Origin of the sequence: Candidatus Symbiopectobacterium endolongispinus (assembly GCF_018777385.1) — a bacterium.
GTDB lineage: Bacteria > Pseudomonadota > Gammaproteobacteria > Enterobacterales > Enterobacteriaceae > Symbiopectobacterium > Symbiopectobacterium endolongispinus.
Map to the genome: position 1 here is coordinate 1,127,120 of NZ_JAFJYB010000001.1, position 25,547 is coordinate 1,152,666.

Here is a 25,547-nt window from a genome sequence, read left to right on the forward strand (position 1 = left end):
GTCTGATCACAAGTCAGGCTGTTCCCTGAGGGAACAGTAAAGGAGGGGGATTCTAGCGCTAATGTCGGTAAAAATCAGCTAACGACGCAGAAAAAGTGTGGCTATTGCGCACGCTGGCGTTGGCAACTAGGATTACTTGCCGAGGCTGGTGCGGTTGTGCGCACGTTGTAAATCAACCTGCGGGTCGAGTGGCACAATGCCGGTCGGATTCAGCCAACGGATACCGTAATAACCCACTTTGATGTGGTCAATATTGACCGTCTCTTTGATGCCCGGCCATTGGTAAAGTTCGCGCAGATAGTTCGACAGATGAGGGTAATCTTCAATGCGGCGGATATTGCATTTGAATGCACCGTGATAGGCCACATCAAAACGCACCAGGGTCACAAACAGTCTCCAGTCAGCCTCGGTAATGGTATCACCAGCAATATAGCGATGGGTCGCCAGATGCGTTTCAACGCGATCCAGCGTTTCGAACAGCGTTGTCACCGCGTTTTCGTAGTGCTCTTGGGTTTTGGCAAAGCCGGTTTTGTACACGCCGTTGTTGATGTTGTGGTAAATCACTTCATTCCATTCATCGATGGTGGAGCGCAGTGCGAGGGGATAATAATCCTCATGATTACCGGTCAAGGTGTCAAACTGGCTGTTGAACAGACGAATGATATCAGCCGATTCGTTATTGACGATACGCCCTTCAATACGATCCCACAGCACCGGTACTGAAACTTTACCGGTGTAATGGGCATCGCTAGCGGTATACAACTGATGCAGATGACGTACGTGAGCAACGTGTTCGCCGGCATCTTGCGGGGTGGTAAACTCCCAGCCGTCATCCGCAATCACGGGTTGCGCAATGGACAGGGAAACAATATTTTCCAGTCCCTTGAGCTTGCGGAACATCAAGGTGCGTGATGCCCACGGGCAGAGATAAGAAACAAAAAGTTGATAGCGGCCTGCTTCTGGGATCAGCGTTGTTTGGCGAAACAGCGTTTCCTGACGCTGAAAGGCCCCATTTTTGATCTCTTCTGCGGCGACATCATCATTGACCCATTGGCCATTTACTAAACCTGACATGATATAGCGTTCCCCGTCTTGACCGTTGTCGGTGAGACAAACCTAAAAAATAATCATAGTTATTGTTGTGACGTTATCCATGTTAACAGCCGGGAGAAAGCGTAACAGGGCAGATTTTTCATCAAGTCGAACAGTTTTTTTGATAAGCAGGCCTTAACGCTGGTTTCCCGGTGTGCCCGTACAACCATACCAGGGGGGAGTGCTAAGCTGTTCGGCCAGAAAATCGATAAAGCGTCTTACCTTGAGCGGCAGCAGTTTACGCGTCGGGTAGACGGCGTAAATATTCAGTTCCAGCGATCTGTAATCGGGTAACACTTCGACCAGCGTGCCTGCGCGTAAATCTTCGCCCACAAGAAAATCCGGTTGTAGAATAATGCCCTGATGTGCCAGCGTGGCATAACGGCAGGTATCTCCGTTGTTAGCATGAATATGCGGTTGGGTTTTCACGGCGATAGTCTCACCGCCATCGTTGGGAGAGAAGTGCCATTCATTACCCGGTGCCCAATAGCTATAAGAGATAACGCTATGATCGCGCAGTGCCAGCGGATGTTGCGGAGTACTGTGGTGCGCCAGATAGGCCGGTGAAGCACACAGCACCATGCGTGTTTTGGCGAGCGGGCGACACACCAACATAGAGTTAGGCAATTGCGCGATGCGAATCACCACGTCGTAACCTTCTTCCACCAGATCCACCACGCGGTCGGACAGAATGATATCGAGTTTCACCTGCGGGTTCTCTTCCACAAATTTACCCCACAACGGCGCGAGGTATTTCACGCCGAAGGTTTGCGGCGCACCCACACGTAATCGCCCATGAACCTCCGCCGAGCAGGCAGTAATTTCCGACTCGGCCTCTTTTACCGATGCCAGCAACTCTTTGCAACGCAGATAGTAGTTCTGGCCCTCCTCCGTCAACGATAATCGGCGCGTTGTGCGTTGCAACAAACGCACACCAAGGTACTCCTCCAACTCGGCAACGTGACGTGACACCACCGGCTTAGATAACGCCACCGCATCCATGGCACCGACAAAACTGCCTGCCTCAACGACCGCAACAAAGGTATTCATGGCCTGAAACTTGTCCATCCAGCACTCCGCATGATTGTTTCTATATTAGAGACAATTCATCTCTAATAACTATATATATCTCTGATTATAAGACTTATAAACTCCCAAACCATGAAGCGAAACCTGTGTTTCATTCACTAACTATATACATATCAATTAATTAACTAGGAGTTCCATCATGATTATTACCGTTGTAGGTACCGGCAATATGGGGTCCAGTTTTGTTAAGAGTTTTACGCTGGCAGGGCATCAGGTACGCGTGACTGGGCGTGACCTTAACAAAGCACAGGCATTAGCTGCGCAGTTTAAGGGTGCACAGGCAGTGCCTGCCGCAGTTGCCGCGCAAGGTGCGCAGGTGATTGTGCTGGCAACCGCCTACGGTGACGCGGTTAGCGCACTCTCTTCGCTGGGTGATATCAGCGGCAAAGTGGTGATTGATATTACCAACCCGCTGTCTGCTGATTACATGAGTCTGACACTTGGCCACAGCACGTCAGCCGCGGAAGAGATCGCCAACGCCTTTCCGGCGGCACATATCGTGAAAGCGTTTAACACCACGTTTGCGCAGGTGGTAGCAGAAGGCCAGGTCTTTGCCGCAGGGCAGGTTGCACCCGTGTTATATGCCGGGGATGACGTTGAGGCGAAAGCGGTAGTTCAGACCTTGATTGCCAGTACGGGCTTCAAACCAGTCGATGCTGGCACGCTGCGCAATGCACGTTACCTCGAACCGTTAGCCGGTTTGAATATCTATTTTGGCTACGGTGCTGGATTAGGCAACGATATCGTTCCGACCTGGCTGAGCCGCGCATAAGCAACAGATAACTACTTTGACGAAACAGGAGAATGGAATGAAAAAAGTACTTAGCGTCGCGATCGCATCGCTGTTACTGGCAGGGGTTTGCGCACCGTCGTTTGCTCAGGATCGTCCGGCAGACATCATCAGCCAGATAGCCGATCAGATTCTGCCGAACAAAGTCAGTGCTGCCGACGCGCGTAAAGCCGGACGCGTGGCCTACGACAAGCCGACGCCCGAAAACACCATTATGCTGTTTATCGATCAGCAGGTGGGCTTGATGGCCAGTACCCGTGATTTCAATCAGGCATCCGGCTATAAAGCCAACGTGGTCGCGTTGGCTGAAATGGCGAAAGCGTTAAAGATTCCAGTGTTGATCACTTCGTCCAATGCGCAATGGCAAAACGGTGACACCCTACCGGAACTGAAAGAAATCTTTAAAGATGAACCCATTTACCGCCGTACCGGGATCATCAATGCCTATAAAGATCCTTCATTCCGTAAAGCGTTGGAAGATCTGGTGAAAAAGACCGGTCGTACACATATCATCATTTCCGGGGTAACGCTGGGGACCTGCGTTGCCTTCCCGACGCTCGCCATGTTGAATTATGGCTATCAGGTTTATCCCGTGGTGGATGCCTCTGGTGCCTGGAGTAAATATGAAGCGGATGCCGCGATGCAACGCATGACGGCAGCTGGCGCACAGTTGGAAACGGTCTACGCGTTATGGGCAGAGCTTCAAGCCGACTGGAAGAAACCTTCAGCCGACGCCATGTTGAAGCCCTTTATCGACGGGCTGCCGGAATACGGTTGGATCTTACATAACTACTGGAACAACGCCAACAAACACACGGTGCCGGATCCGTTTGGTGTGGTGAAGTAAGCGGTTATCAGCGGGTTCCCGCTTGTCGGGAACCTCAGTCTTATGACAAAGCCTGTTGTTAGGCGAAGTGCGGTGATGGGGTCGTAGCGGCGTAAGCCGCCGGAGCGCCCCTCGTCGTGATTCGCCGGGAAACACGAGCGTATCGAAATGGGGGGAAGGAACCTCTGTGCGTTAGACCACTTCACAGGATCCGGCTTCCCAGCGGTATCCCATGCCATAAACGGTGCGGATAAACGATGTCTGTTCGTCCAGTTGCTCCAGCTTGCGCCGCAGATTTTTGATATGGCTGTCGATGGTACGATCGGTCACGACGCGGTAGTCATCGTAGAGCTTATCCAGCAGCGCTTCGCGCGAAAACACCTTACCGGGCTCTGTCGAAAGGGTTTTCAGCAGGCGAAACTCTGCTGGTGTCAGATCGAGCGGTTGTCCGAGGTAGCTGGCCTGAAAACGGCTGTTATCGATCTGCAAGGCGGCTTCCAGTCCCGCTTCGGGCGGCGGTGCAGACTGCCAGCGGCAGCGGCGTAGCAGGGTTTTCACTCGTACCACCACTTCCCGTGGGCTGTAGGGTTTGCAGATGTAATCATCCGCACCAATTTCCAATCCCAGCAGCCGGTCAATCTCTTCGCTACGCGCGGTAACCATAATAATCGGCACATTGGAAAACTGTCGGATGATGCGGCACAGCGTCAGACCATCGGTGCCTGGAAGCATCAAATCCAGCAGAATCAACGACGGTGAGTGCTCACGCACCCAAGGCAACACCTCATCACCGTGGGTGATCCAGTGTGTGTGGTATTCTGCGGCCTGAAGGTAATCCACTAAAAGCTGGCCGAGCTTGGGCTCATCTTCAACAATCAGCACCTGCTCTGGCAGCGTCTCGTTCGATAAGGTTTCGGTCATCAGCGTTTCAGGATTCCGGTGGATGAAGCGGGAATTCGGCGGTCATCTGCAAACCACCGAGTAAGGAAGCGCTAGCATACAATCGTCCCCCGTGGGCCTCAACGATATTCTTGAAGATAGCCAATCCCAGCCCTGAACCGCCGCTGGCGCGATTGCGTGACCGTTCTGCGCGGTAGAAACGATCGAAAATCCGAGCCAGTTGCTCGGCGTCGGCACCCGGCGCGCTGTCCTCCCATACCAGAGTGCACACGCCATTTTCAGTATGGGCACGGATCTGTAACTGCCCACCGTTGTCAGTGTAGCGCAGACTGTTCTCCAGCAGGTTGTTAAACAGCTGGCTGAGCCGGTCCGGATCGCCAAAGGCGCTGGCGCGCTTTGGCAACTGCGTGATGACTTCAATGTGTTTCTTCTGAAAGCGCTCGTTGAAGGACGCGACGCTGATATGCAGCAGTTGGATTAAATCCACGGAAACGCGGCGATAAGCGAGCGCGCCGACATCGGAGAGCGACAACTGATGCAGATCATCCACCAGTTTGGTCAGCGTGGAGAATTCGTTTTGCAAAGAGAGCAGGGAGCCTGAATCCGCCTTGCGCACGCCATCCTGTATGGCTTCCAACTCGCCGCGCAGTACCGCCAACGGCGTGCGCAGCTCATGGGAAATATCGGCCATAAAGGCGCGGCGCGACTGCTCGTTTTTTTTCAGTGCGGTGGCGAACTGGTTAAAATCTTGCGCCAGCCGGCCCAGCTCATCGCGGGTATTGACCGGCACGCGAGCAGTAAACTCCACGGCGGCCAGACGGTGGATCCCCTGCATCAGTCGTTTTACCGGTGCCAGCAGACCGCGCGCCATCAGCCAAGTCACGATGATGGCGAGCAGCGTTGACAGCCAGACAATAAACCAACTGGTGCGCTGTTGCTGTCGGTCGAAATTGATATCCGCATCGCGCGTCAGGCGTTCACTGGGGGATGCCACCACCCAACCGACCACCATGCCCTGATGGCGAATGGCTTGCCAGGTGCTTTCGGCGGCAATCGAGGCTGGTGAACCAAACAGTCGGTTAAGCTGAGCATCCAGCACCCATAGCCGGACTCGCCAGCCGCGCATGCTGTTGCCATCATCTTCATTATGGTCCATGGTGTGCAGCAGTTTGAACACCAGGCGTTCATTGTTGCGCAGGAACGTCCAGTCGCCGTACTGCGCATATTGTTCCTGTAATGCATCACGCAACTGCTCGACGCGCTGTGCATTGCCTTGCTTGATGTAATCAACAAAGCCGCGTTCGAAGCTCATTCTCACGCCCCAATGCATGGTGATCAACACCAGCATGCAGGTAGCAAAAATGGCGAGAAACAGTTAGCGGTAATGCCGAATCTCATCGTATCCTCACCTTTTTCCTGGCAACACGTTCTGCTTGATCTGGTCCGGCGGCACGCGCAGGAACAGCAGGGCGGGCAGCGCCAATATGACGGCCATGCTCAGATAGGTATAGCGGAATACCTCAGCGGTTGCCGGACTGGCGATGTCCAGCGTCCCTTGTTGGGCAAAAATACCAAGTAGAATGCCTGCCAGACTTACGCCGAGGCTCATGGAAAGCTGCATGGTCATCGACAGTAGGCTGTTGCCTCCGCTGGCGATGCTGTCCGGCAGATCTTTCAGCGTCAGGGTATTCATAGTTGAGAAACGCACCGAATTGGCAACGCCCACCAATATCAACACCAGCGGCAGTAAACACAGCCAGTTCAGCAGCGCGACGGTGGCAAACAGAAGGGTGCTGAGCGATAGCGCCAGGGTAGATACAATCAGGGCGGTGCGGTAGCCCAAGCGGTTAACGATACTGACTACGATACGCTTGGTGCCCATGCTGACGAGAATCATCGGTATCATCATCAACCCGGCGTGAAACGGTGAGAATCCCATGCCCAGCTGTAAAAACAGCGGTGTGGTAAAGGGCAACATGCCGTTGCCGATACGCGCCAGAAAACCGGCGCTGATCCCGATGGAAAAAGTAGGGGTATTGAACAGGCGCAGATTGAACAGGGCGTTTTAATTTTGACGCGCATGCAGCCAGTAGCTCAGCAGAGCAATAATCCCGACAGCAATCAAACCGACTATGGCAATCGGCGGCAATGCCAGGCTTTTGTGTCCGTCCAAGGCTAAGGTCAATGTTGCCATGCCGATGGCGAGCCAGAGAAAACCGCTGAGATCGAAGCGCGAGGTTTCGGTGGTGTAATTCGGCATAATCAGCCAGGTGGCGACAGCACCAATAATCCCTACTGGCAGATTAATCAGGAAAATCCAGTGCCAACTGGCGTATTCCACCAGCAGCCCACCCAGCGTCGGGCCGTTGCTCGGCCCGACGCTGGGTGGGGATAGTGACAAAGGTCATGGCGGCCATAAACTGGTCACGCGGCACAATCTTCATTACCGTCAGACGACCGACCGGTACCATCATGGCACCGCCCACGCCCTGGATCACCCGCGAGATCAGCAGCGCATTCAAGGTTTCCGAACGCGCACACAGCAGCGATCCTAGCGTGAAAATGATGATGGCGGCAAAAAAGACCCGTTTCACCACCAGTTTGTCCGCCAGCCAACCGCTGGCAGGCAGCATCACCGCCACGGTGAGCACATAAGCCACCACCACCGAGTGCATACGCAACGGGTTTTCATTCAGGCTAAGCGCCATCGTTGGCAGTGCGGTGTTGACAATGGTGGTATCGAGCGTTTGCATAAAAAAGCCAAACGCAACAATCCAAAGCTGCCAGCGCACGGAGGCCGGTTGGGTCATTGACGGGGCTGACGAAAAACGCATGAAATAACGGGCCTCATGAAATCAGGGTTGTTCTTGTTCACTCGCTGCGCGTCAAGACGACGTGACGTTGGCGAGGTTGCGCCGCCGTGCCAGCCAGCAGCGCAGACTATCAAATATAGAGGTACACCACTGGTGTAGTGTAGAGCGTGGGCAGTTGGCTCATCACTAATCCTCCGACGATGGTGATGCCGAGCGGTTGGCGCAGTTCAGCGCCGTCTCCGCTGGTCAACACCAGCGGTAGCGCACCAAAAATTGCGGCCAGCGTCGTCATCAAAATGGGGCGGAAGCGCAACAAGCAGGCCTGAAAAATCGCCTCTTGTGCACTTAACTGCCCGCCGCGCTGCGCTTCCAGTGCAAAATCCACCATCATGATGGCGTTTTTCTTCACAATACCGATCAGCAGCAAGATACCGATCAGGGCTATCAGGCTAAAGGGGGCACCAAACCCTTTCAGCGCCAGCAGCGCGCCAACCCCGGCAGACGGCAGCGTCGACAGGATGGTCAGCGGATGCACATAGCTTTCATACAGGATCCCCAACACGATGTAGACGGTAACAATCGCGGCAATGATCAGCAGCACCTGCGCACTTCGTGACTGTTGAAACGCCTGTGCCGTACCGGCAAATTAAAGGAAACGGTTGATGCTGCTGACAGCCCCTGATGATTGACGGACAGCGGGGCGTTAATCGGTTGCCAACTGGCGAACGCCGAAAGGGAAATCGGCTCTCCGGCGCTGTTGAGCACAAACATCTGATCCAGCGCGCTAACATCCTGAGTATATTTGGATTCTACCTCCATCACCACTTTGTACTGATTGAGCTGTTGATAGATGGTAGAAATTTGTCGCTGCCCGAACAGGCATTGACGCTGGAAACGCCGATACCGAGGCGTGCAAGGGTATCCCGGTCGTAGGTCAGCGCCATTTCCGAGCCTTTATCCTGCTGATCGGAGTTAACATCGGCCAGCTCGGGGAGCTGGCTGAGCGCGAGGCGAATCTTCGGCTCCCAGGCGCGCAGTTCGTTCAGATCGTCGGACAGCGAGGTAAACTGGTAGTCCGCATTGGACTCTCGTCCGCCGATACGAATATTCTGTACCGGCATCAGAAACAGGTTGGCCCCCGGCTCCTGCGCCAGCTTGCCGCGCAGGCGGGCAATCACCTGCTGAGCACTCATCTTGCGTTCTGCCAAGGGTTTGAGCGTAATAAACATCGAGCCTGCGTTGGTGCGCGAGCCGCCGGTAAAGCCAGTCACGTTATCCACCGCCGGATCGGCGCTGACGATCACCATAAAATCATGCAGCTTATTGCACATTGCCTGAAATGAAATACTCTGATCGGCCTGAATAAAGCCCATCACGCTGCCAGTATCCTGTTCAGGGAAGAAGGTTTTGGGAATCGAGATATAGAGCCAGACGTTAAGCCCGATGGTGCCAATCAGAATGACCAACACCCAGCGTAACGAACGGCCATATTGCTGTTGCAACGCGACGAGCAGGCGACCAAAACCGCGCTTGCGCGGCTGGCTGTGTTTTTCATGGCTGCGCAGCAGGCGCGCGCACATCATTGGTGTCAGGGTGACGGAAATGATCAGCGAAATGGCTATCGCGGCAGACAGCGTGACGGTGAATTCACGAAAGTAGCACCCAGGCAATCCGCCCATCAGCAGCAGCGGCAGGAACACTGCCACTAGCGACAGACTCATCGCCAGTACGGTAAAGCCGACCTCGCGCACCCCTTTCAGGGCGGCCTGCATCGGTTTCATGCCTGCTTCAATATGGCGTGAATGTTCTCCAGCACCACGATGGCATCGTCCACCACGAATCCGGTGGCAATCGTCAGTGCCATCAGCGAGAGGTTATTCAGGCTGAAACCGCACAAGTACATGGCCGCGAAAGTGCCAATCAATGACACGGGTACGGCAATGGCCGGGATCAGTGTGGCCCGGCCGGAGCGCAGGAGCAAGAACACCACCAGTATCACCAGCGCGACGACAATCACCAGTGACTGTTCCACCTCGGCCAATGAAGCACGAATGGCGGGCGAGAGATCTTGCGCGATGTTCAGTTGAATGGCGGCGGGCAGGCTGGCACGCAGTTCCGGCAGCGCGGCGCGCACGTTGTCCACGGTGGCGATGATATTGGCATCGGGGGCGCGTTGCACCACCACTAGTACGGCAGTTTTGCCGTTTGTCATCCCGGCGTTGCGCGTGTCCTGCACGCCGTCTTTAACCTGCGCCACGTCGCTCAGTCGTACCGGCGCGCCCTTGTTATAATGAACAACGATCGGTGCATAATCCGCCGCTGTTTTCAGCGCATCGTTGGTTTGCTACCTGCCAGCGCGCTTGTCCGTTATCAATATTGCCCAAGGGTTGCTTTACGTTGGCTTTGGCAATAACCTGACGCACTGCATCCAATGCGATACCCTGATTGAACAGCGCCTGAGGGTTTAACTCCACGCGCACGGCGGGCTGCGAGGCACCGCTGACCGTCACATCGCCCACGCCGTCCATTTGGGAGATGCGCTGCGACAGTTGATTGGTGGCGAAATCGTATAGTTGCCCCGAATTGTAGGTGTCTGAAGTCAACGTTAGCACCAGAATCGGCGCGTCGGCCGGGTTGACCTTGCGATAGGTTGGTCGGCTTGACATGCCGGAGGGCAGCAGGTTCTGTGCTGCGTTGATCGCCGACTGTACGTCGCGCGCCGCGCCGTTGATATAACGAGAGAAATCGAACACCAGTATGATACTGGTTCTGCCCAGCGAACTGGTCGAGGTCATCTCGGTCACACCGGCGATGCGCCCAAGTGAGCGCTCCAATGGCATGGCGACGGAAGTCGCCATGGTTTCCGGCGAGGCACCGGAGAGCGAGGCGGAAACCACGATCGCCGGGAAATCCACCTGCGGCAGCGGTGCAACCGGCAGCAGGCGAAAACCGAGCACGCCGCACAGTGCAATCGCCAGCGTCAGTAACGCAGTGGCGACCGGACGGTGAATAAACAGTGCGGAAAACTTCACTGAACGTCTTCCTCTGGCTGCTCGGTGCGACGCAAACGGTGTGCCAGTCGGTCAAACAGCAGGTAAATCACCGGCGTGGTGAACAGCGTCAGAATCTGGCTCATGATCAATCCCCCCACCATGCAGATACCGAGCGGTTGGCGCAGTTCGGCACCGACTCCATTGCTGAGCATCAGCGGCACAGCGCTAAGCAGCGCCGCCAGGGTGGTCATCAGGATCGGACGAAAACGCAGCAGACACGCCTGATAAATGGCATCGTAAGGGGTAATGCCTTGCTCGCGTTCAGCAGCCAGCGCGAAATCGATCATCATGATGGCATTCTTCTTCACGATGCCGATCAGCAAAATGATACCGATGATGGCAATCACATCCAGTTCGTTGCCCGCCACCATCAGTGCCAATAGTGCACCAACTCCGGCGGTCGGCAGCGTGGAAAGAATGGTGATCGGGTGAATAAAACTTTCGTACAGCACACCGAGCACAATGTATATCGCAACAATCGCCGCCACGATAAGCCACACGGTGCTGCTCAGCGCTGCCTGAAACGCCAGCGCGTTGCCCTGAAAGTGGGTGACGATATCAGTCGGCATCTGCAACTGCTACTCAGCCGCCGTAATCGCTTGCACCGCTTCTCCGAGGGAATAACCGGGAATAACCGGGAGTAACGTTGAACGAAATGGTGGAGGTCGGGAACTGATCGATACGGTTCAGGGTCAACGGACCACGTCGTTCTTCCAGCGTGGCAACGGCGTTCAGCGGCACGCTGTTGCCATCACTGTTTTTGATGTGTACTTCATTCAGCGCGCCGATCCCGGTGGTGTGCGCCGTCTGCTGGGCCAGCACCACGCGATATTGATTCGACTGGGTGTAGACTGTTGAGACCAGACGCTGTCCAAAGGCGTTATGCAGCGCATTGTCGATAGCGGACATGGTCAGTCCAAGGCGGCTGGCCGCATCCTGTAGCTGCGGCAACTATTGCAATTCGAGCATCAGCGGCGGCACCCTGTGGCTCAAATCCTCCAGCGACATTGCCTGCAACGTGAACTGGTATTGGGTGTGGCTGACCTGGGTATCGATGGTGAGATCCTGCACCGGTTGCAGATAGAGCGTGATACCGGTGAGCTGCGCCGTTTTTTCCTGCAAGCTGGTGATGATGATGTCTGTCAGGCGATCGCGTCGTTCACTGAGTGGCTTGAGGTTGATCTGTAAACGCGCGCTGTTCAGCGCCGCGTTGGTGCCATCCACGCCGACAAACGAAGAGACGCTCAGCACCGCCGGATCCTGCATGATCAGCGATACGGCCTGCTGCTGGCACTGCGCCATATCGGCATAGGAGACGCTTTGCGGTGCCTGCAACGTACCCATGAATCATGCTGTTATCCTGAACCGGGAAAAAGCCCTTGGGGATCCACAGGTAGAGCAGGACGGTAAGCACCAGCGTGCCGATGGCTACGCTCATGGTGATCCACGGGTGGTTCAACACCCGGCGTAAGCCTTTGCCATACAGCGCGACCAACCGTGAGAAAAAGCGTTCGCTGGCGCGCGTAAAGGCATTTTGTCGATTCAGGCTCTGATGAGTGAGTAACCGGGCACACATCATCGGGGTCAGCGTAAGCGAAACGATGCCAGAAATCAGAATAGCGACCGCCAGCGTAATGGCAAACTCGCGGAACAAACGGCCAATGATATCGCCCATAAACAGCAATGGGATCAGCACTGCAATCAGTGAGAACGTCAGTGAGATAATGGTGAACCCAATTTCCCCCGAGCCTTTAAGCGCCGCGTGCAGCGGTTTCTCCCCTTTTTCGATATAGCGCGAAATATTCTCGATCACCAAGATGGCGTCGTCCACGACAAAGCCGGTGGCAATGGTGAGCGCCATCAGCGTCAGGTTGTTGATCGAAAAGCCAAGGAAATACATAGCGGCGAAGGTGCCGACTAGAGACAGGGGCACCACGATACTTGGGATCAGCGTGGCGATGGCATTGCGCAAAAACAGGTAGATAACCATAATCACCAGCGCAATCGCCAGCATCAGTTCAAACTGCACATCTTTCACTGACGCGCGGATACTGGCGGTGCGATCGGTCAGCGTAGTGACGGTTACTGATTTTGGCAGGCTGGCGGTTAACGTCGGCAGAAGATTACGCAGGCTGTCCGTGGTGGTGATCACGTTGGCACCCGGCTGGCGCTGGATATTGATGATGATCGCCTGTTCACGGTTGGCCCAGGCACCCAGCGCGGTGTTTTCCGGGGCTTGTTCTATGGTGGCGACATCGCGCAGCCGTACAGGTGCGCCATTGCGCCAGGCAACAATCAGCTGGCGATAATCCTCTGCGGACTTCATCTGGTCGTTGGCTGACAAGGTTACCGCGCACGTTGGGCCATCCAGGCTGCCTTTGGCGGAATTGACGTTGGCGCTGGTGATGGCGCTGCGCAGGGTTTCGCTATCCAGCCCTTAAGAGGCCAGCGCGTTGGCGTTGAAATTGACCCGTACCGATGGGCGCTGTCCGCCCGCCAGCGATACACGCCCGACACCAGAGACCTGTGCCATTTTCTGTGCGATACGGGTTTCCACCATATCTTGCACTTGCGTCATCGGCATGGCGCTGGACGTCACCGCCAACGTCAGTTGAAATTGCAGGGTGATCACCGATGCGCCGCCGGAGCTTTGCGTCGACATCTGTTTCAGCCCGGACATTTGCCCGAACTGACGCTCAAGGGGGGCGGTGATCGCCGACGCAATTACATCCGGGCTTGCACCGGGGCAGAGCGTCGCCACCTGAATGGTCGGATAGTCCACCTATGGCAGCGCAGAGACCGGTAATGCCCGATAGCCAATAATTCCCGCCAGCAGGATCGCCAACATCAACAGGGTGGTGGCGATAGGGCGCAGGATAAACAGACGGGATGGGCCACCGCCTGCCGGAATATCCCCTTGCATCAGGGTTTCTCCCCTCGCGTGGCGTGTTTGGATGGCGGACAGTGGTACCAGCAGCGCATTTTGCAAGGTGGTAACTTGCATGCGCACATTGACAAACTGGTTAGGAAACAAGGCGTCATCGCTATTTTCAAAGCGGGCTTTCAGCTTGATGGTTCCGGTGGTGGCATCAATTTGGTTATCCATGCTGAGGAGGCTGCCTTGTGACAGCTTGTGCTGGTTGGCGCGATCCCAGGCCTCAACCGGTACGGCTTGGCCCGATTTCTGTGCGCTCAGCACCGTGGCGATATCACCTTCCGGTAACGTGAAGATGACATCAATCGGATGCGTTTGGGTCAACACCACAATACCGGTGCTATCGCCGCTGGTGATGTAGTTGCCCACATACACTTGTTTAAGCCCCACGCGGCCATTGATAGGCGAGGTAATACGGCTATAGGTGAGCTGCATTCGGCGCTGGCGACCGAGCCTTCATCGGCATTGACCGTGCCTTCAGCCTGATGCACCTGTGCCGCCTGCGCATCCAGTTCCTGACGGGAAATCAGGTTGGTTTTAATCAGTTGCTGGTAACGCGCCAGATCATGACGCGCATTGGCCAGCGCGGCCTGATCTTTTGCCAGTTGCCCCTGTGCCTGTGTCAGCGCCACCTGATAGGGGCGTGGGTCGATTTCTGCGAGCAGATCGCCCGCCTTGACCTGTTGTCCTTCCTGAAAATGCAGCGCCATCAGTTCGCCGTTACCCGGCTGCGCACCGTCACGGTATTGGCAGCGGTAATGGTGCCCAATCCCGAAAGGTAATATGGCACCGCTGCGGCGCGGGTGGTCGCTGCCTGTACGGGTGGCAATGCACGCATGGCGGAACGCCTCCGCCACCGCTGCACGCATTGCGCGCGGGTGCACTGTTATTACTGGCTTCCTGACAGGCTGAAGGGGACGCTGTCGTGGCATCGGCGGGGCGCAAGTAACGCCAGATTACAACGGCGGCGATAACCGCGAACGCAAGCAACAGCAGACGAAAAAGGCGAGTGGTATTCATCATGGTTTACGAATAGAGTGGCAGCCAGTATTAACACAATGAGGGTAGTCTACTGTGTTTTACTCAAATAATAATGAAGGAAATGTGGAAGAAATGTCAGGGTTTGTAGCGGATAGTGGGCGACCGGATGGCCGCCCGACGATCGTCATGGCAAATTACAGCACCAGCCCGGCGAGTGAAGCAGAGAGAATGCTGACCAGCGTAGAGCCATAGACCAGCTTCAGGCCGAAGCGAGACACCACGTTACCCTGATTTTCGTTCAACCCTTTGATAGCACCGGCAATGATGCCGATAGAAGAGAAGTTGGCGAACGACACCAGGAACACAGAGAGGATCCCGACGCTGCGTGGTGACAACTGGCTCGCCACTTTTTGCAGTTCCAGCATGGCAACGAATTCGTTAGATACCAGCTTGGTCGCCATGATGCTGCCGACTTGCAACGCTTCACTGGCAGGAATCCCCATGATCCAGGCAAAGGGGAAGAACACATAGCCCAACATTTCCTGGAAGCTGATACCAAAAATGGCGCTGAAAATGGCGTTTACCATGGCAATCAGTGCAATAAAGCCGATCAGCATAGCGGCGACGATACAGGCCACTTTGAAACCGGCAAGAATATATTCTCCCAGCATTTCAAAGAAGCTTTGGTTTTCATGCAGATCGCGCAGTTGCAGTTCTGGCTCAGCATCCACTTTATACGGGTTGATCAATGACAACACAATAAGGGTGCTGAACATATTCAGAATAAGCGCCGCCACTACGTATTTGGAATCCAGCATGGTCATGTAGGCACCAACGATAGACATCGATACCGTCGACATCGCGGTGGCAGTCATAGTGTACATGCGTTTTTCCGACATCTTGCCCAGAATATCTTTATAGGCGATGAAGTTTTCCGATTGGCCCAGAATCAGCGAGCTGACCGCGTTAAACGACTCCAGCTTCCCCATGCCATTCACCTTGGACAGCACCGTACCGATAGCGCGAATCACGATAGGCAGCACTTTGATGTGTTGCAGGATCCCGATTAATGCCGAGATAAATACAATAGGGCACAACACTTTAAAGAAGAAGGAAATCAGGTTCTTTTCGTGGTTGACCATATCGCCAAACACGAAATCGGTCCCTTGTCCGGCAAACCCCAGCAATTTATCAAAGACGGCGGCAAACCCTTTTACGAAGTCCAGGCCCACGTTGGAATACAAGAAGAACCAAGCGAGCAGAATTTCAATCACTAACAGCTGAATGATAAAATGGATACGAATGCTTTTACGGTCGCGGCAGACAAGCAGCGCTAAACCGGCAACGACAAGCAGTGCCAACGCAAATTGCGCAATATTGGTCATGAGAACTCCGAATAGTAGGCGGGGTAACGTTTCCCACGCCATTATAGGTAACGAAAAAGTTAAAAATGCGATAAAACACGCAAAAGTATAATTATATCGTGGGAATAGCGCTAAGTTGAATAGCTTATCGCAGGGAGCTGAGTGGGGATGGTAAGCAAACGTAACCAATAAGAGAGCGGGCAACCCGGTTTGGGGATGCCCGTATCGCCGGCTAGCGGGAGTTAACGAGCTTGTGTGAGGGGACTGCACCGAGTGGCGACGTACCGGCGTCGGCGTAAAGGTGTTGGTTACCGCCGTCAGCGCCTGACCTTGTGCCAGCGCAATCGTCAACTCGGCGGCTTGCGTCGACATGGCTATCACCGGATAGCGTATGGTGGTCAAACGTGGACGTAAGTAGCGCGCGATAAGCACGTCGTCAAAACCTATCAGGGATACGGCTTGTGGTACCTCAATGCCGTTGTCGCTCAATACCGCCAATGCGCCCACAGCCATCGAATCGTTGTAACACACCACGGCGCTGAAAGGCACACCGCGGCTCAGCAGTTCGCGCATCGCCGCCTCGCCGCCGGTTTCATCCGGCGCGGCGCGGGCGATCAGCCGGCTATCCAGCGCAATGCCCTGGTCGTGCAGGGCGGTGCTGTAGCCTTGTAAGCGATCGTCGGCGTCGGAAATCGGGTGATTGGAACAGAGAAAGGCAATGGTGCGATGCCCTTCCTGAAGCATATGCCGGGTTGCCAACCAGCCGCCGTATCGATCGTCCAGCGCCACGCAGCGCGACTCAAAGCCGGGTAGAATGCGGTTGATCAGCACCATGCCGGAGACATGGTGCATAAACGCGCTCAGTTCCGCATCAGGCAACATTTTGGCGTGCACCACCAGCCCCAGGGTTTCTGTATGTTGATGCGCCAGTGCGCGCGCATTGGCGTTGGGATGATAGCGCAATTCTGCCATGGCGTTATGCACCGCATCCCGCGATGCCTGGCTGGCTTTCGGCGAGTCATTGATGACCCGTGACACCGTTGCCACGGAGACGCCGGCCAGGCGTGCAACATCCTTTATGATTGCCATCGGTGGTTTCACTGTCTGTGTTGATGGTTATTGGTTTATGTGATCGGTATCAATATCAATCGCGCGTGTCGCTATTCTCATTTATCACGCTTACTGCCTACAATGAGGATAATCGTTTACGCAGCGTTTGCAACTGGCTTTTTTGCGATTTTTATCGTGCCGAGTGAAAACAGATTACACCCCATGCGCCCATCAACGCACCAAAGGTATCGCTGCTGTTTAAGGAGTGTCAGGAATGTCATTCGATCCCACAGAGCACACGCATCGTCGTTACAATCCGCTTAGCGGCGAATGGGTGCTGGTTTCTCCCCATCGCGCTAAACGCCCCTGGCAGGGCCAACAGTATGAGCCGGACAGGCGTCTGTTACCGGCTCACGATCCGAATTGTTATCTCTGCGCAGGCAATCGGCGTGTTACCAGAGAAGTGAACCCGAATTACACCCACACCTATGTGTTTCGCAATGATTTTTCAGCGCTGATGGAGCAAACCCCTGCGCTGGCGGCAAGCGACGATCCGTTGTTTCAAACGCAAAGCGTGCAGGGCACCAGTCGTGTTATCTGCTTCTCACCTGACCACAGCAAAACATTGCCGGAACTCTCACTGGCTGCGCTGGCACAGGTTGTCGCCGCCTGGTGCGAACAGACAGAAATACTGGGGAAACAGTATCCGTGGGTTCAGGTATTTGAAAACAAAGGCGCGATGATGGGATGTTCTAACCCGCATCCGCATGGGCAAGTGTGGGCCAATAGCTTTTTACCCACCGATATCGCCAAAGAAGACGGGCAGCAGCGTGCCTATTTCGAACGCCATGGCACGTCACTCTTGCTGGATTATGCCCATCGCGAACAGGCTGAGCAGGTGCGCTGTGTGGTGGAAACGGAACACTGGCTGGCGGTAGTACCCTATTGGGCCGCCTGGCCGTTTGAAACGCTCCTGCTGCCTCGCAGCGCAGCGATTTGTGTCTGGCACTGAAAAAGCTGACCAGCCGTTACGATAATTTGTTTCAGTGCGCGTTTCCTTATTCCATGGGCTGGCACGGCGCGCCGTTTATCGACGGCGATAATGCTCATTGGCAGCTGCATGCGCATTTCTATCCTCCACTGCTACGTTCGGCCAGCGTGCGGCAACAGGTGGATGCCGTGTTCAACGCCACCTTTGGCTAAGCGCCTGCGGTGCAGGTGCAGGCTCCCGGACGCGTCAACTTGATCGGTGAGCACACGAATTACAACGACGGATTTGTGTTGCCCTGCGCCATCGATTACCACACAGTGATTGCTGCCGCCCCGCGCGCCGACAGTCTGGTTCGAGTGGTGGCCATCAACATGGAAGAGCAGCAGGACAGCTTTGACGTAAAGCAGACAATTGAACCGCATCCACAGTATCTCTGGCCGAACTATATTCGCGGCGTGGTGAAATATTTGTTGGCGCGTGTATTGACCCTGGGCGGCGTGGATATGGTCATTGCCGGGAACGTGCCAACCGGCGCCGGGCTCAGTTCCTCCGCCTCATTGGAAGTAGCTGTCGGGCAGGTGTTTAAAACGCTCTATGCGTTACCGCTCAGCCAGTTGGATCTGGCGCTGAACGGCCAGCAGGCAGAAAACCACTTTGTCGGCTGTAACTGCGGCATCATGGATCAGTTTATTTCCGCGCAGGGCGTTGTGGGCCATGCGTTGTTGATTTATTGTCGTTCGTTGCAAGGCACAGCGGTGCCGATCCCGCCGTGGTTGGATGTGCTGATCATTAACTCTAACGTGCGGCGTGGTCTGGTGGACAGCGAATACAATACTCGGCGCGCGCAGTGTGAGGCGGCAGCGCGGCATTTTGATGTGAAAGCGCTGCGCGATGTCTCACTGGCACAGTTTGAAGCCAACCGTGCGGGGCTGGATGCGATAGTGGCACAGCGTGCGCGCCATATCGTCACCGAAAACCAGCGCACGCTGGAAGCCGCCGCGGCGCTTACGGCAGGCGATATCCCGCGTCTTTCCCGTCTGATGGCGGAATCGCACTGCTCAATGCGTGACGATTTTGCCATTACAGTGCCGCCTATCGACACGCTTGTTGCGCTGATCGACGACTATATCGGTGAACGCGGCAGGGTACGCATGACCGGCGGTGGTTCCGGCGGCTGTGTCGTTGCTATGTTGCCTGCTGCGTTAACGGCAGAGGTCTGTGAGCGGCGGCGCGGGATTATCCGGCCCGCACTGGCTTGCCACCTACGCTTCATATCTGCCAGCCGTCGGCAGAGGCTGGGGTGTTGCCTGCATCAGGGCAGTAAAAACAGGGTCGCCAGCCCGAGGAAGATAAAAAAGCCGCCGGTGTCGGTGATCGCCGTGATCATCACGTTGGAGCCGACGGCGGGATCGCGGCCCAGTTTTACCATTGCCAGCGGGATCGTCACTCCCATGGTGGCGGCCAGCAGCAAGTTGAGCAGGATAGCCAGCATCATGACGCCGCCCATAGCGATGTTGCCGTACAGCAGCACGGTGATGACGGCGAGCACGGCACCCCACACCAGACCATTGACAACGGAAACGCCCAACTCTTTAAACAGCAAGGTCGATTTTTTGCCGTGATCCAACTGGTGTAGCGCCAGCGCACGCACGATCATGGTGATGGTTTGGTTGCCGGTATTGCCGCCGATGCCAGCGACAATCGGCATTAACGTTGCCAACGCCATAAGATGCGCCAGCGTGTCTTCGAACAAGCCAATAACCCGGGACGCGATCAAGGCGGTGCAGAGGTTGATGGCCAGCCAGCCTGAACGGTTTTTTACCGCTGTGGCCACCGGCGCATAGACATCTTCTGACGCCGTCAATCCGCCCGAGCGGCGCAGATGGTGATCGCTGGTGCGATTAACCCGATCCAGAATATCTTCCACGGTGACGCGTCCCAACAGCTTGCCTTTGCTGTCGACAACGGCGGCGGAAATCAGATCGTAGCGTTCGAACGCGCTGGCGATGTCATCAGTTTCCGTTTCCGGTTCGAACAGGATCGGCTCAGGATCCATTGCCTGCTCAACCCGTGTGTTTGGCTTGTGCAGCAGAATATTGGTCAGCGTGAGCTCACCCAGCAGGTGATTTTTACGATCGGTGACAAACAGTTTGTCGGTAGCGTCGGGGATCACCTTATGCCAACGCAGAAAACGTTGTACTACTGCCAGCGTAACGTCCGGTCGTACCGTCAGCAGATTGAAATCAACCAGATAACCGACAGAATCTTCGTCGTACTGGATAGTTTCTCGCAGTTGCGCTCGTTGGCTGGGTTCCAGCGCGGTGAGAATACGGCCCAACAGGTGGCGCGGTAGGCGACGTGCTAACTGCGCCTGCTCATCGATATCCAGCGGACGAATGGCGCGCAGGATATCTTTGTCGCTCATCTGGGCGATCAGGCCATCAGAAATGGTGTCCGAGGCCTCATACAACACAAAGCCACGTTTATCGAGCGGTGTCAGGCACCATAGCGCCTGTCGCGCTTCGGGCGGCAGCGATTCCAGCAGGTCTGCAAGGTCAGCAGCATGTAATTCGGTAAGCAGTGCACAGATCTCGGCGGTGTGGTCGAGAAGCCGCTTTTTTTCATCCTCATCACCCGGGGGCTGCTGGGTGATGGTGCTTTCCACCAGCGCAGGATCGTCCAGCAACAACAAGGAAATGCGGCGGCGAATGGCCGAGAGCTTTTTGACGCTTGGCATGATCGTTTTTCTCAGTGATTATCACGTTCACGTGCTAGAAATCGAGCATTGTCAGTGCCTTTTACGGTGGATAGTCAGACAACGCTCACGCCTTTTTGTTGACGGGGCGCTCTTATCCTTTGCGTCCCGCGCAGCCAGTCCTTTTAGAAAGTAGCGTATAACCTGATCGCCGCAGGTGCGATAGTTTTTGTGGTCAGGTGCGCACATCATTGCGGTGATTTCCGGCAGTGAAATGCGAAAATTTTGTTTCAGCAGAATTGCCTGAATATCATCCGTTTTTAATGAGAAAGCGACACGCAGTTTTTTCAGGATAATGTTATTGGTCACCTTGCGTTCAAACTGCGGCGCAGGCTGTTTTTCATATTGACCGCGTTTTTGCAGAATCAGCCCAGTCAGGAAATAACTCATCACGATGTCCGGGCAAGGCTGATAGCCTTCCTCTCCCTCTTTTTTGACGTAGCTCGCCAACTGCTGGGGAGGGACGGTCATCTCCACCAGCGCCAGAATCTTTAGCAGGTGGTCATTATTGAAATTCAGCATATAGCGTACGCTGCGCAAGACATCATTGTTCATCATTACCGGTTTTTTCTCGCCATTTGTTTTGGTTATTGTTGGAGAGTATAAGGGATCGCGGAAGATGTGACACTGAAGTGTTAAAACGGGGTGTGCGATACTTTTTATTAACGCGCGAGCGCTACTCTTTTTTAACGAAGGAAAGCGTGGAGTTGACCGGCGATGATTTCAGCGTTTGTTCGATACGTTGCTGTTTATCTTGATGATGGAAAAAAGCACTAATGGAGGAGTAAGCAAAACGGCCTACTAGGATAAAGAAACTGATCAGGAGAATCGCTTGCGCAATTCGCGAACCGCTTCGTCTCTCGCGGGACGATCGTCGCTTGTTGGACTGGGTTGACAGGGTGGTTCGTTGCTTGTGTATCAGGGTAGCCATTATTATCACTCTCGTATCCGCGCTTATGCGCTGTTTCTATTTATTCATAATTGATGAAGTTGGTCAATCCTTCGACTTACTTTTGTGATCCTGATGGATTTCGCCGAGCGCGGCGTGGTGAATATTTGGGGTTTCTGTGCCATACATAATAAATCGGCGCAACGCCGGTCATTAATACCGACACTAAGAATAAGCCTTGCTTATCGACGCAGATGGGCGGGCGTGATGTTCGTCGTTTTGACACAGTAAACCTGCCCTTAAATGGAATACGGAGCGGCTTCCAATGCAGATACTTAACCGCATTTCGATACGTAATAAATTCCTCCTTGCGCTATTACCCATGCTACTGGCATTGCTGTGGCTCAGCGCATTGGGAATGAATGAGCGTCGTCAGACAGAACGTGAAATGAACCGGATGGAAAAGCAGATCCAGTTAGCGCGAGATGCGAGAGAGTTGGTGCATCAACTGCAACGGGAACGAGGGATGAGCGCCGGTTATTTTGGCAGTCAGGGCAACGCTTTTGGTCCAGAATTGCAGACGCAGCGCCAGAATACGGATAAAGCTGCTACCGCTTTCCAGCAACGTTATCGCGACATAGATACCACCTGGCTCGGCGGCGATGTAGCTAAAAACTTTACTCAGGTGGCTGATTCTCTCAAGACACTGGACTCGCTCAGAGATCAGGTAAACAGCATGTCGATACCGGTGAACACAGCACTGGGCGCCTATAGCGAAAAAGTGGCGGCGTTGTTGGAAGGCATTGGTCTGATGGCGCATTTGGTGCGCGATGCGGGGATCATCCAGCAAATTACCGCTTATTACAGCCTGCTGAATGCCAAGGAGCAGGCTGGGATTGAGCGCGCGGTGTTGGCTAACGTTTTTTCTGCCAATCGTTTTGGTGAGGGTATGTTTGTTCGCCTGAACCAATTGGTGGGACGCGGCGATGCCTATATTGCCAGCTTCAGAACCCTGGCATCGGAATCACTGCGTCAGGCGTTTGACCGCGCGATAAGTTCCAGCCAAGCGCCAGACGCGCAGGCGCTGCGCCAACGGGCGATTGCCGCACCGCAAGGGGAATGGAATATCGATGGTGCTCAATGGTTTTCATTGCAAACACAGAAAATTGAGCAGCTTAAAAGTATCGAAGAACAGGCAGTTACCACGCTGCTTGGCGATGTCCAGCGTTTGTCTGCCAGCGCACAACGGGCCTGGATCACCTACCTGAGCGGCACGCTACTGGCGATTGGGCTGGCGCTGGCGGCGATGATCATGCGCAGCATCAACCGACAGTTGCAGGATACCTTGACGACCATCGCCGAAATGGGCGGAGACTTGACGCAGCGCCTATCGGTGCCGGGAACGGATGAGCTGCCTCGGCTCAACAGTGCCTATAACCAATAGCTGGAGAGCATTGCGAATCTGGTGATAAAAATCAAAAACAGCGCCACGACCATCGGAAGGGCCAGCAATGAAATTGCTTACGGCAATCACAATCTGGCGCAACGCACGGAGCAGCAGGCGGCTTCGCTGGTGGAAACCGCCAGCAGCATGGAGCAAATTACCGCCACCGTGCAGCAGACCGCCGATTTTGCCGCCCAGGCGCGCGAACTGACCACCACGGTTGATGAGCGGGTGCGCAACATTGGCTATATTACCTCGTCTGCCCGTGATGCCATGAGCAAGATCCAGCAAACCAGTCAACGGGTTACCGAGATTGTCACGGGCATTGATGCCATCGCGTTTCAAACCAACCTATTGGCGCTTAATGCGGCGGTGGAAGCGGCCAGAGCTGGAGAGCACGGGCGCGGTTTTACTGTAGTGGCAACTGAAGTGCGCCAACTGTCGCAGCGTAGCGTCGATGAAGCTAACAAAATTCATGCGCTGATCGCTGACAGCCTTTCCAGCGTGGAGGAGGGAAGTGCGCTGGTATCAGAGTCTCATCGCGGATTACATGAGATTATCGACGGCACCGGCAAAGTAAAAGCACTGGTGGGGGATATCGCCATTGCGGCGGGCGAGCAATCGCTGGGGATCGCCCAGATCAATGTGGCATTGAGCCAGTTGGAGCAGGTCACACAGCAGAATGCCACGCTGGTGGCTGAAGCCTCGACGGCGAGTCAGATGCTGGATGGCCAAGTGGCGTATATGACAGAACTGGTCGGGAGTTTTCGCGTAGACGTTTCCGAACCGGTTGCTTATAATGCCCCTTTGCTCCTGGCAGACGCCTAGTGTCTTGGAAAAGGCCATGCGAGATTGCTGACAAACAGCCTACTCTCACCGTCATTCCCGCTACCACGGTCATTCCCGCGAAAGCGGGAATCCCTTGCAGAGAGACGCGTTCATTCTCGCAGAGATCCCTGGCTTTCGCCGAGGATGGCGAGGAAGGAAGTGACTTGGACATCAGTCTGATTCCCTACCCCCCTGAAGGGAGCGCAGGGCGTTAGTTGGCTTCTTCTATCAGCAATTTCCAGCCAGTCACGTCCTGCCAGTATGCCTGTTCAGCTTCCAGATCGAGCTGTACCAGCGCGTTTTGCGCGAAATAGCCCTGCAGAAAGGTGAGTGTCCAGTGGTTGTCATCGGTGCCAAGGCGCAGCGAGTCTGGCGGCGTGGTCGCCTGACGCTGGTTATTGAGCAGACTTGCCAGCCGCAGAATCTGCACCATTGGCAAATACTGCTTCTTCTTGAACAGGTTGAAACGCGGCAGTTCTTCCAGCTTGATGGCCTTGCGCTGCAGGCGCACCATCAATGACAGCATCAACTGCTGCTCCTGATTGAAGCCAGGCAGGTTGGTATTTTGCAGAATATAGGCGGAATGACGCTGCATGCCCGCGTGGTTGATACTCAGGCCCACTTCGTGCAGCATGGCCGCCCATTTCAGGATCGCTTCTAACTGCGGATGCACCAGCGACGGGTTTTGCGCTGCCCACTGGGTAAACAGCAACTCGGTGGTTTCCCGTACCCGACGCGCTTGTTCCATGTCGATATTGTAGTGTCTGGCCAGACTCAGTGCGGTGCGGATACGAATATCCTGATGGCGGAAACGGCCTTCCATTTCATACAGCGCACCTTCACGCAGCGCGCCGTCCGACAGGCGCAGCGATTTGATCGCCAGCGCATCGAAAATCCCGCACAGAATCGCCAGCCCGGGCACCAACACTGATTGCCGATCTTCCGACATGCCCGGCAAACTTAGGGATTTGAACGTTTTAAACTGCAAAATCTGATCGCACAGCATGTTGAGCCGGTCCAGCGTGATCAGTCCGTCTTTCTCACCCATTTCCACCAGAATTTCATGGGCGGATTTAATGGTGCCGGATGCGCCCAGTGCATAGTCCCAGCCATAAATGCGGTATTCCCAAGAGAGGGTTTCCAGCTTCTGTACCGCCACCAGACGCGCACGCCGGAAATTCTGCTCGCTTATTTCACCGTTCGGAAAAAATTGCTGTGCGAAGCTGGCACAGCCCATACGACGGCTTTCGACCAGTATCGGCTCAAAATTCTCCCCGATAACCAACTCGGTGGAGCCGCCGCCGATGTCGATAACCAGCTTGCGGCCCTTTTCTGGCTGAGTGTGCTCCACGCCCATAAAAATCAGGCGCGCTTCTTCATGGCCGGAAATAATCTCGATAGGATAAGGAATAATGTCGGCCGCACGGCGCAAGAAGGTCTGGGAGTTGGCGGCTTCACGCAGGGCATGGGTGCCCACGATGGAAACGTTGTCAGGCGAAAAGCCTTGCAGTCGCTCAGCAAAAAGCGCCAGGCAGCTTAAGCCGCGCTCCATCTCTTCTTCGCTCAGCATGTTGTTGCTGTCAAGGCCATCTGCCAGGTGCACCCGCTGTTTCAGTCGGCTCAACACTTGCAATGCACCGTTGACCACACGGGCCACCACCATATGGAAACTGTTGGAGCCAAGGTCAACCGCGGCGAATTCCTGCGGTGCTTCTTTATCGATATCGGTTTGTATCAGGGGCATTTT

At 54.9% G+C, this 25,547-nt stretch carries 12 protein-coding genes and 8 pseudogenes; 6 read left to right on the forward strand and 14 right to left on the reverse strand.

What is annotated here, in order from left to right; all coding sequences use genetic code 11:
- Nucleotides 1–132 precede the first annotated feature (132 nt).
- A complete protein-coding gene (locus JZM30_RS05695; RefSeq protein WP_252317870.1) occupies nt 133–1,074 on the reverse strand; it encodes a glutathione S-transferase family protein in 942 nt (313 codons plus the stop codon).
- Nucleotides 1,075–1,227: 153 nt separating this feature from the next.
- The gene (locus JZM30_RS05700) at nt 1,228–2,160 is read right to left on the reverse strand and encodes a LysR family transcriptional regulator (RefSeq protein WP_252317871.1); all 933 of its coding nucleotides are present in this window, start codon (nt 2,158–2,160) and stop codon (nt 1,228–1,230) included.
- A 160-nt stretch (nt 2,161–2,320) separates the two neighbouring features.
- On the opposite strand from JZM30_RS05700, the gene JZM30_RS05705 reads away from it, so the two are divergent.
- Both JZM30_RS05705 and JZM30_RS05710 read left to right on the forward strand, forming a co-directional pair.
- The gene (locus JZM30_RS05705; RefSeq protein ID WP_252317872.1) at nt 2,321–2,953 is read left to right on the forward strand and encodes an NADPH-dependent F420 reductase; all 633 of its coding nucleotides are present in this window, start codon (nt 2,321–2,323) and stop codon (nt 2,951–2,953) included.
- Nucleotides 2,954–2,990: 37 nt separating this feature from the next.
- Nucleotides 2,991–3,818: an isochorismatase family protein gene (locus JZM30_RS05710; protein ID WP_252317873.1), complete on the forward strand. Its 828-nt coding sequence runs from the start codon at nt 2,991–2,993 to the stop codon at nt 3,816–3,818.
- A gap of 171 nt (nt 3,819–3,989) precedes the next feature.
- On the opposite strand, the gene baeR is transcribed toward JZM30_RS05710, so the two are convergent.
- From baeR to JZM30_RS05750, 9 genes and pseudogenes are all read right to left on the reverse strand, one after another.
- Entirely contained in the window at nt 3,990–4,718 is a 729-nt protein-coding gene (baeR, locus tag JZM30_RS05715; RefSeq protein ID WP_252317874.1) for an envelope stress response regulator BaeR, read from the reverse strand.
- A gap of 7 nt (nt 4,719–4,725) precedes the next feature.
- Nucleotides 4,726–6,095: pseudogene (gene baeS, locus JZM30_RS05720) on the reverse strand (envelope stress sensor histidine kinase BaeS).
- Nucleotides 6,096–6,102: 7 nt separating this feature from the next.
- Nucleotides 6,103–7,507 (reverse strand): annotated as a pseudogene (gene mdtD, locus JZM30_RS05725) (multidrug transporter subunit MdtD).
- A gap of 133 nt (nt 7,508–7,640) precedes the next feature.
- Nucleotides 7,641–9,839: pseudogene (locus tag JZM30_RS05730) on the reverse strand (efflux RND transporter permease subunit).
- Nucleotides 9,796–10,542, reverse strand: coding sequence for an efflux RND transporter permease subunit (locus tag JZM30_RS24285; protein WP_368858831.1), 747 nt, complete (start codon nt 10,540–10,542; stop codon nt 9,796–9,798). The pseudogene JZM30_RS05730 and the gene JZM30_RS24285 overlap by 44 nt, the downstream one beginning before the upstream one ends.
- A pseudogene (locus tag JZM30_RS05735) lies at nt 10,539–13,486 on the reverse strand (efflux RND transporter permease subunit). Before JZM30_RS05735 ends, JZM30_RS24285 begins: the two are co-directional and overlap by 4 nt.
- Before the next feature lie 27 nt (nt 13,487–13,513).
- Nucleotides 13,514–14,518 (reverse strand): annotated as a pseudogene (locus JZM30_RS05740) (MdtA/MuxA family multidrug efflux RND transporter periplasmic adaptor subunit); the annotation flags it as partial.
- Between the two features lie 155 nt (nt 14,519–14,673).
- Nucleotides 14,674–15,864: a NupC/NupG family nucleoside CNT transporter gene (locus JZM30_RS05745; RefSeq protein WP_252318010.1), complete on the reverse strand. Its 1,191-nt coding sequence runs from the start codon at nt 15,862–15,864 to the stop codon at nt 14,674–14,676.
- Between the two features lie 258 nt (nt 15,865–16,122).
- A pseudogene (locus tag JZM30_RS05750) lies at nt 16,123–16,932 on the reverse strand (substrate-binding domain-containing protein); the annotation flags it as partial.
- Between the two features lie 235 nt (nt 16,933–17,167).
- On the opposite strand from JZM30_RS05750, the pseudogene galT reads away from it, so the two are divergent.
- Nucleotides 17,168–18,060 (forward strand): annotated as a pseudogene (galT, locus tag JZM30_RS05755) (galactose-1-phosphate uridylyltransferase); the annotation flags it as partial.
- 45 nt (nt 18,061–18,105) lie between these two features.
- Nucleotides 18,106–19,208: pseudogene (gene galK / locus JZM30_RS05760) on the forward strand (galactokinase).
- Here the strand turns inward: galK and mgtE are convergent.
- Nucleotides 19,197–20,621 carry a magnesium transporter gene (gene mgtE, locus JZM30_RS05765; protein WP_252317875.1) on the reverse strand — a complete coding sequence of 475 codons (1,425 nt, stop codon included), beginning with the start codon at nt 20,619–20,621 and terminating at the stop codon, nt 19,197–19,199. The pseudogene galK and the gene mgtE overlap by 12 nt on opposite strands.
- A gap of 51 nt (nt 20,622–20,672) precedes the next feature.
- Nucleotides 20,673–21,197, reverse strand: a complete 525-nt coding sequence (locus tag JZM30_RS05770) for a YehS family protein (RefSeq protein WP_252317876.1) — start codon at nt 21,195–21,197, stop codon at nt 20,673–20,675.
- A gap of 656 nt (nt 21,198–21,853) precedes the next feature.
- Between JZM30_RS05770 and JZM30_RS05780 the strand changes: the two genes are divergently transcribed.
- Both JZM30_RS05780 and JZM30_RS05785 read left to right on the forward strand, forming a co-directional pair.
- On the forward strand, nt 21,854–22,972 hold the full coding sequence (locus tag JZM30_RS05780) for a nitrate- and nitrite sensing domain-containing protein (protein ID WP_252317877.1): 1,119 nt from the start codon (nt 21,854–21,856) through the stop codon (nt 22,970–22,972).
- A 21-nt stretch (nt 22,973–22,993) separates the two neighbouring features.
- Nucleotides 22,994–23,800, forward strand: coding sequence for a methyl-accepting chemotaxis protein (locus tag JZM30_RS05785; protein WP_252317878.1), 807 nt, complete (start codon nt 22,994–22,996; stop codon nt 23,798–23,800).
- Nucleotides 23,801–24,011: 211 nt separating this feature from the next.
- Here the strand turns inward: JZM30_RS05785 and ppx are convergent, their stop codons facing one another.
- Complete coding sequence (gene ppx, locus JZM30_RS05790; RefSeq protein ID WP_252317879.1) at nt 24,012–25,544, reverse strand: exopolyphosphatase; 1,533 nt, start codon at nt 25,542–25,544, stop codon at nt 24,012–24,014.
- Nucleotides 25,545–25,547 lie beyond the last annotated feature (3 nt).

Coding starts and splice junctions, on each gene's coding strand:
- JZM30_RS05700 (WP_252317871.1), bottom strand. CDS start 2,160: ATGGACAAGTTTCAGGCCATGAATACCTTTGTTGCGGTCGTTGAGGCA.
- JZM30_RS05745 (WP_252318010.1), bottom strand. CDS start 15,864: ATGACCAATATTGCGCAATTTGCGTTGGCACTGCTTGTCGTTGCCGGT.
- ppx (WP_252317879.1), bottom strand. CDS start 25,544: ATGCCCCTGATACAAACCGATATCGATAAAGAAGCACCGCAGGAATTC.
- JZM30_RS05695 (WP_252317870.1), bottom strand. CDS start 1,074: ATGTCAGGTTTAGTAAATGGCCAATGGGTCAATGATGATGTCGCCGCA.
- JZM30_RS05705 (WP_252317872.1), top strand. CDS start 2,321: ATGATTATTACCGTTGTAGGTACCGGCAATATGGGGTCCAGTTTTGTT.
- JZM30_RS05780 (WP_252317877.1), top strand. CDS start 21,854: ATGCAGATACTTAACCGCATTTCGATACGTAATAAATTCCTCCTTGCG.
- JZM30_RS05710 (WP_252317873.1), top strand. CDS start 2,991: ATGAAAAAAGTACTTAGCGTCGCGATCGCATCGCTGTTACTGGCAGGG.
- JZM30_RS05770 (WP_252317876.1), bottom strand. CDS start 21,197: ATGATGAACAATGATGTCTTGCGCAGCGTACGCTATATGCTGAATTTC.
- mgtE (WP_252317875.1), bottom strand. CDS start 20,621: ATGCCAAGCGTCAAAAAGCTCTCGGCCATTCGCCGCCGCATTTCCTTG.
- baeR (WP_252317874.1), bottom strand. CDS start 4,718: ATGACCGAAACCTTATCGAACGAGACGCTGCCAGAGCAGGTGCTGATT.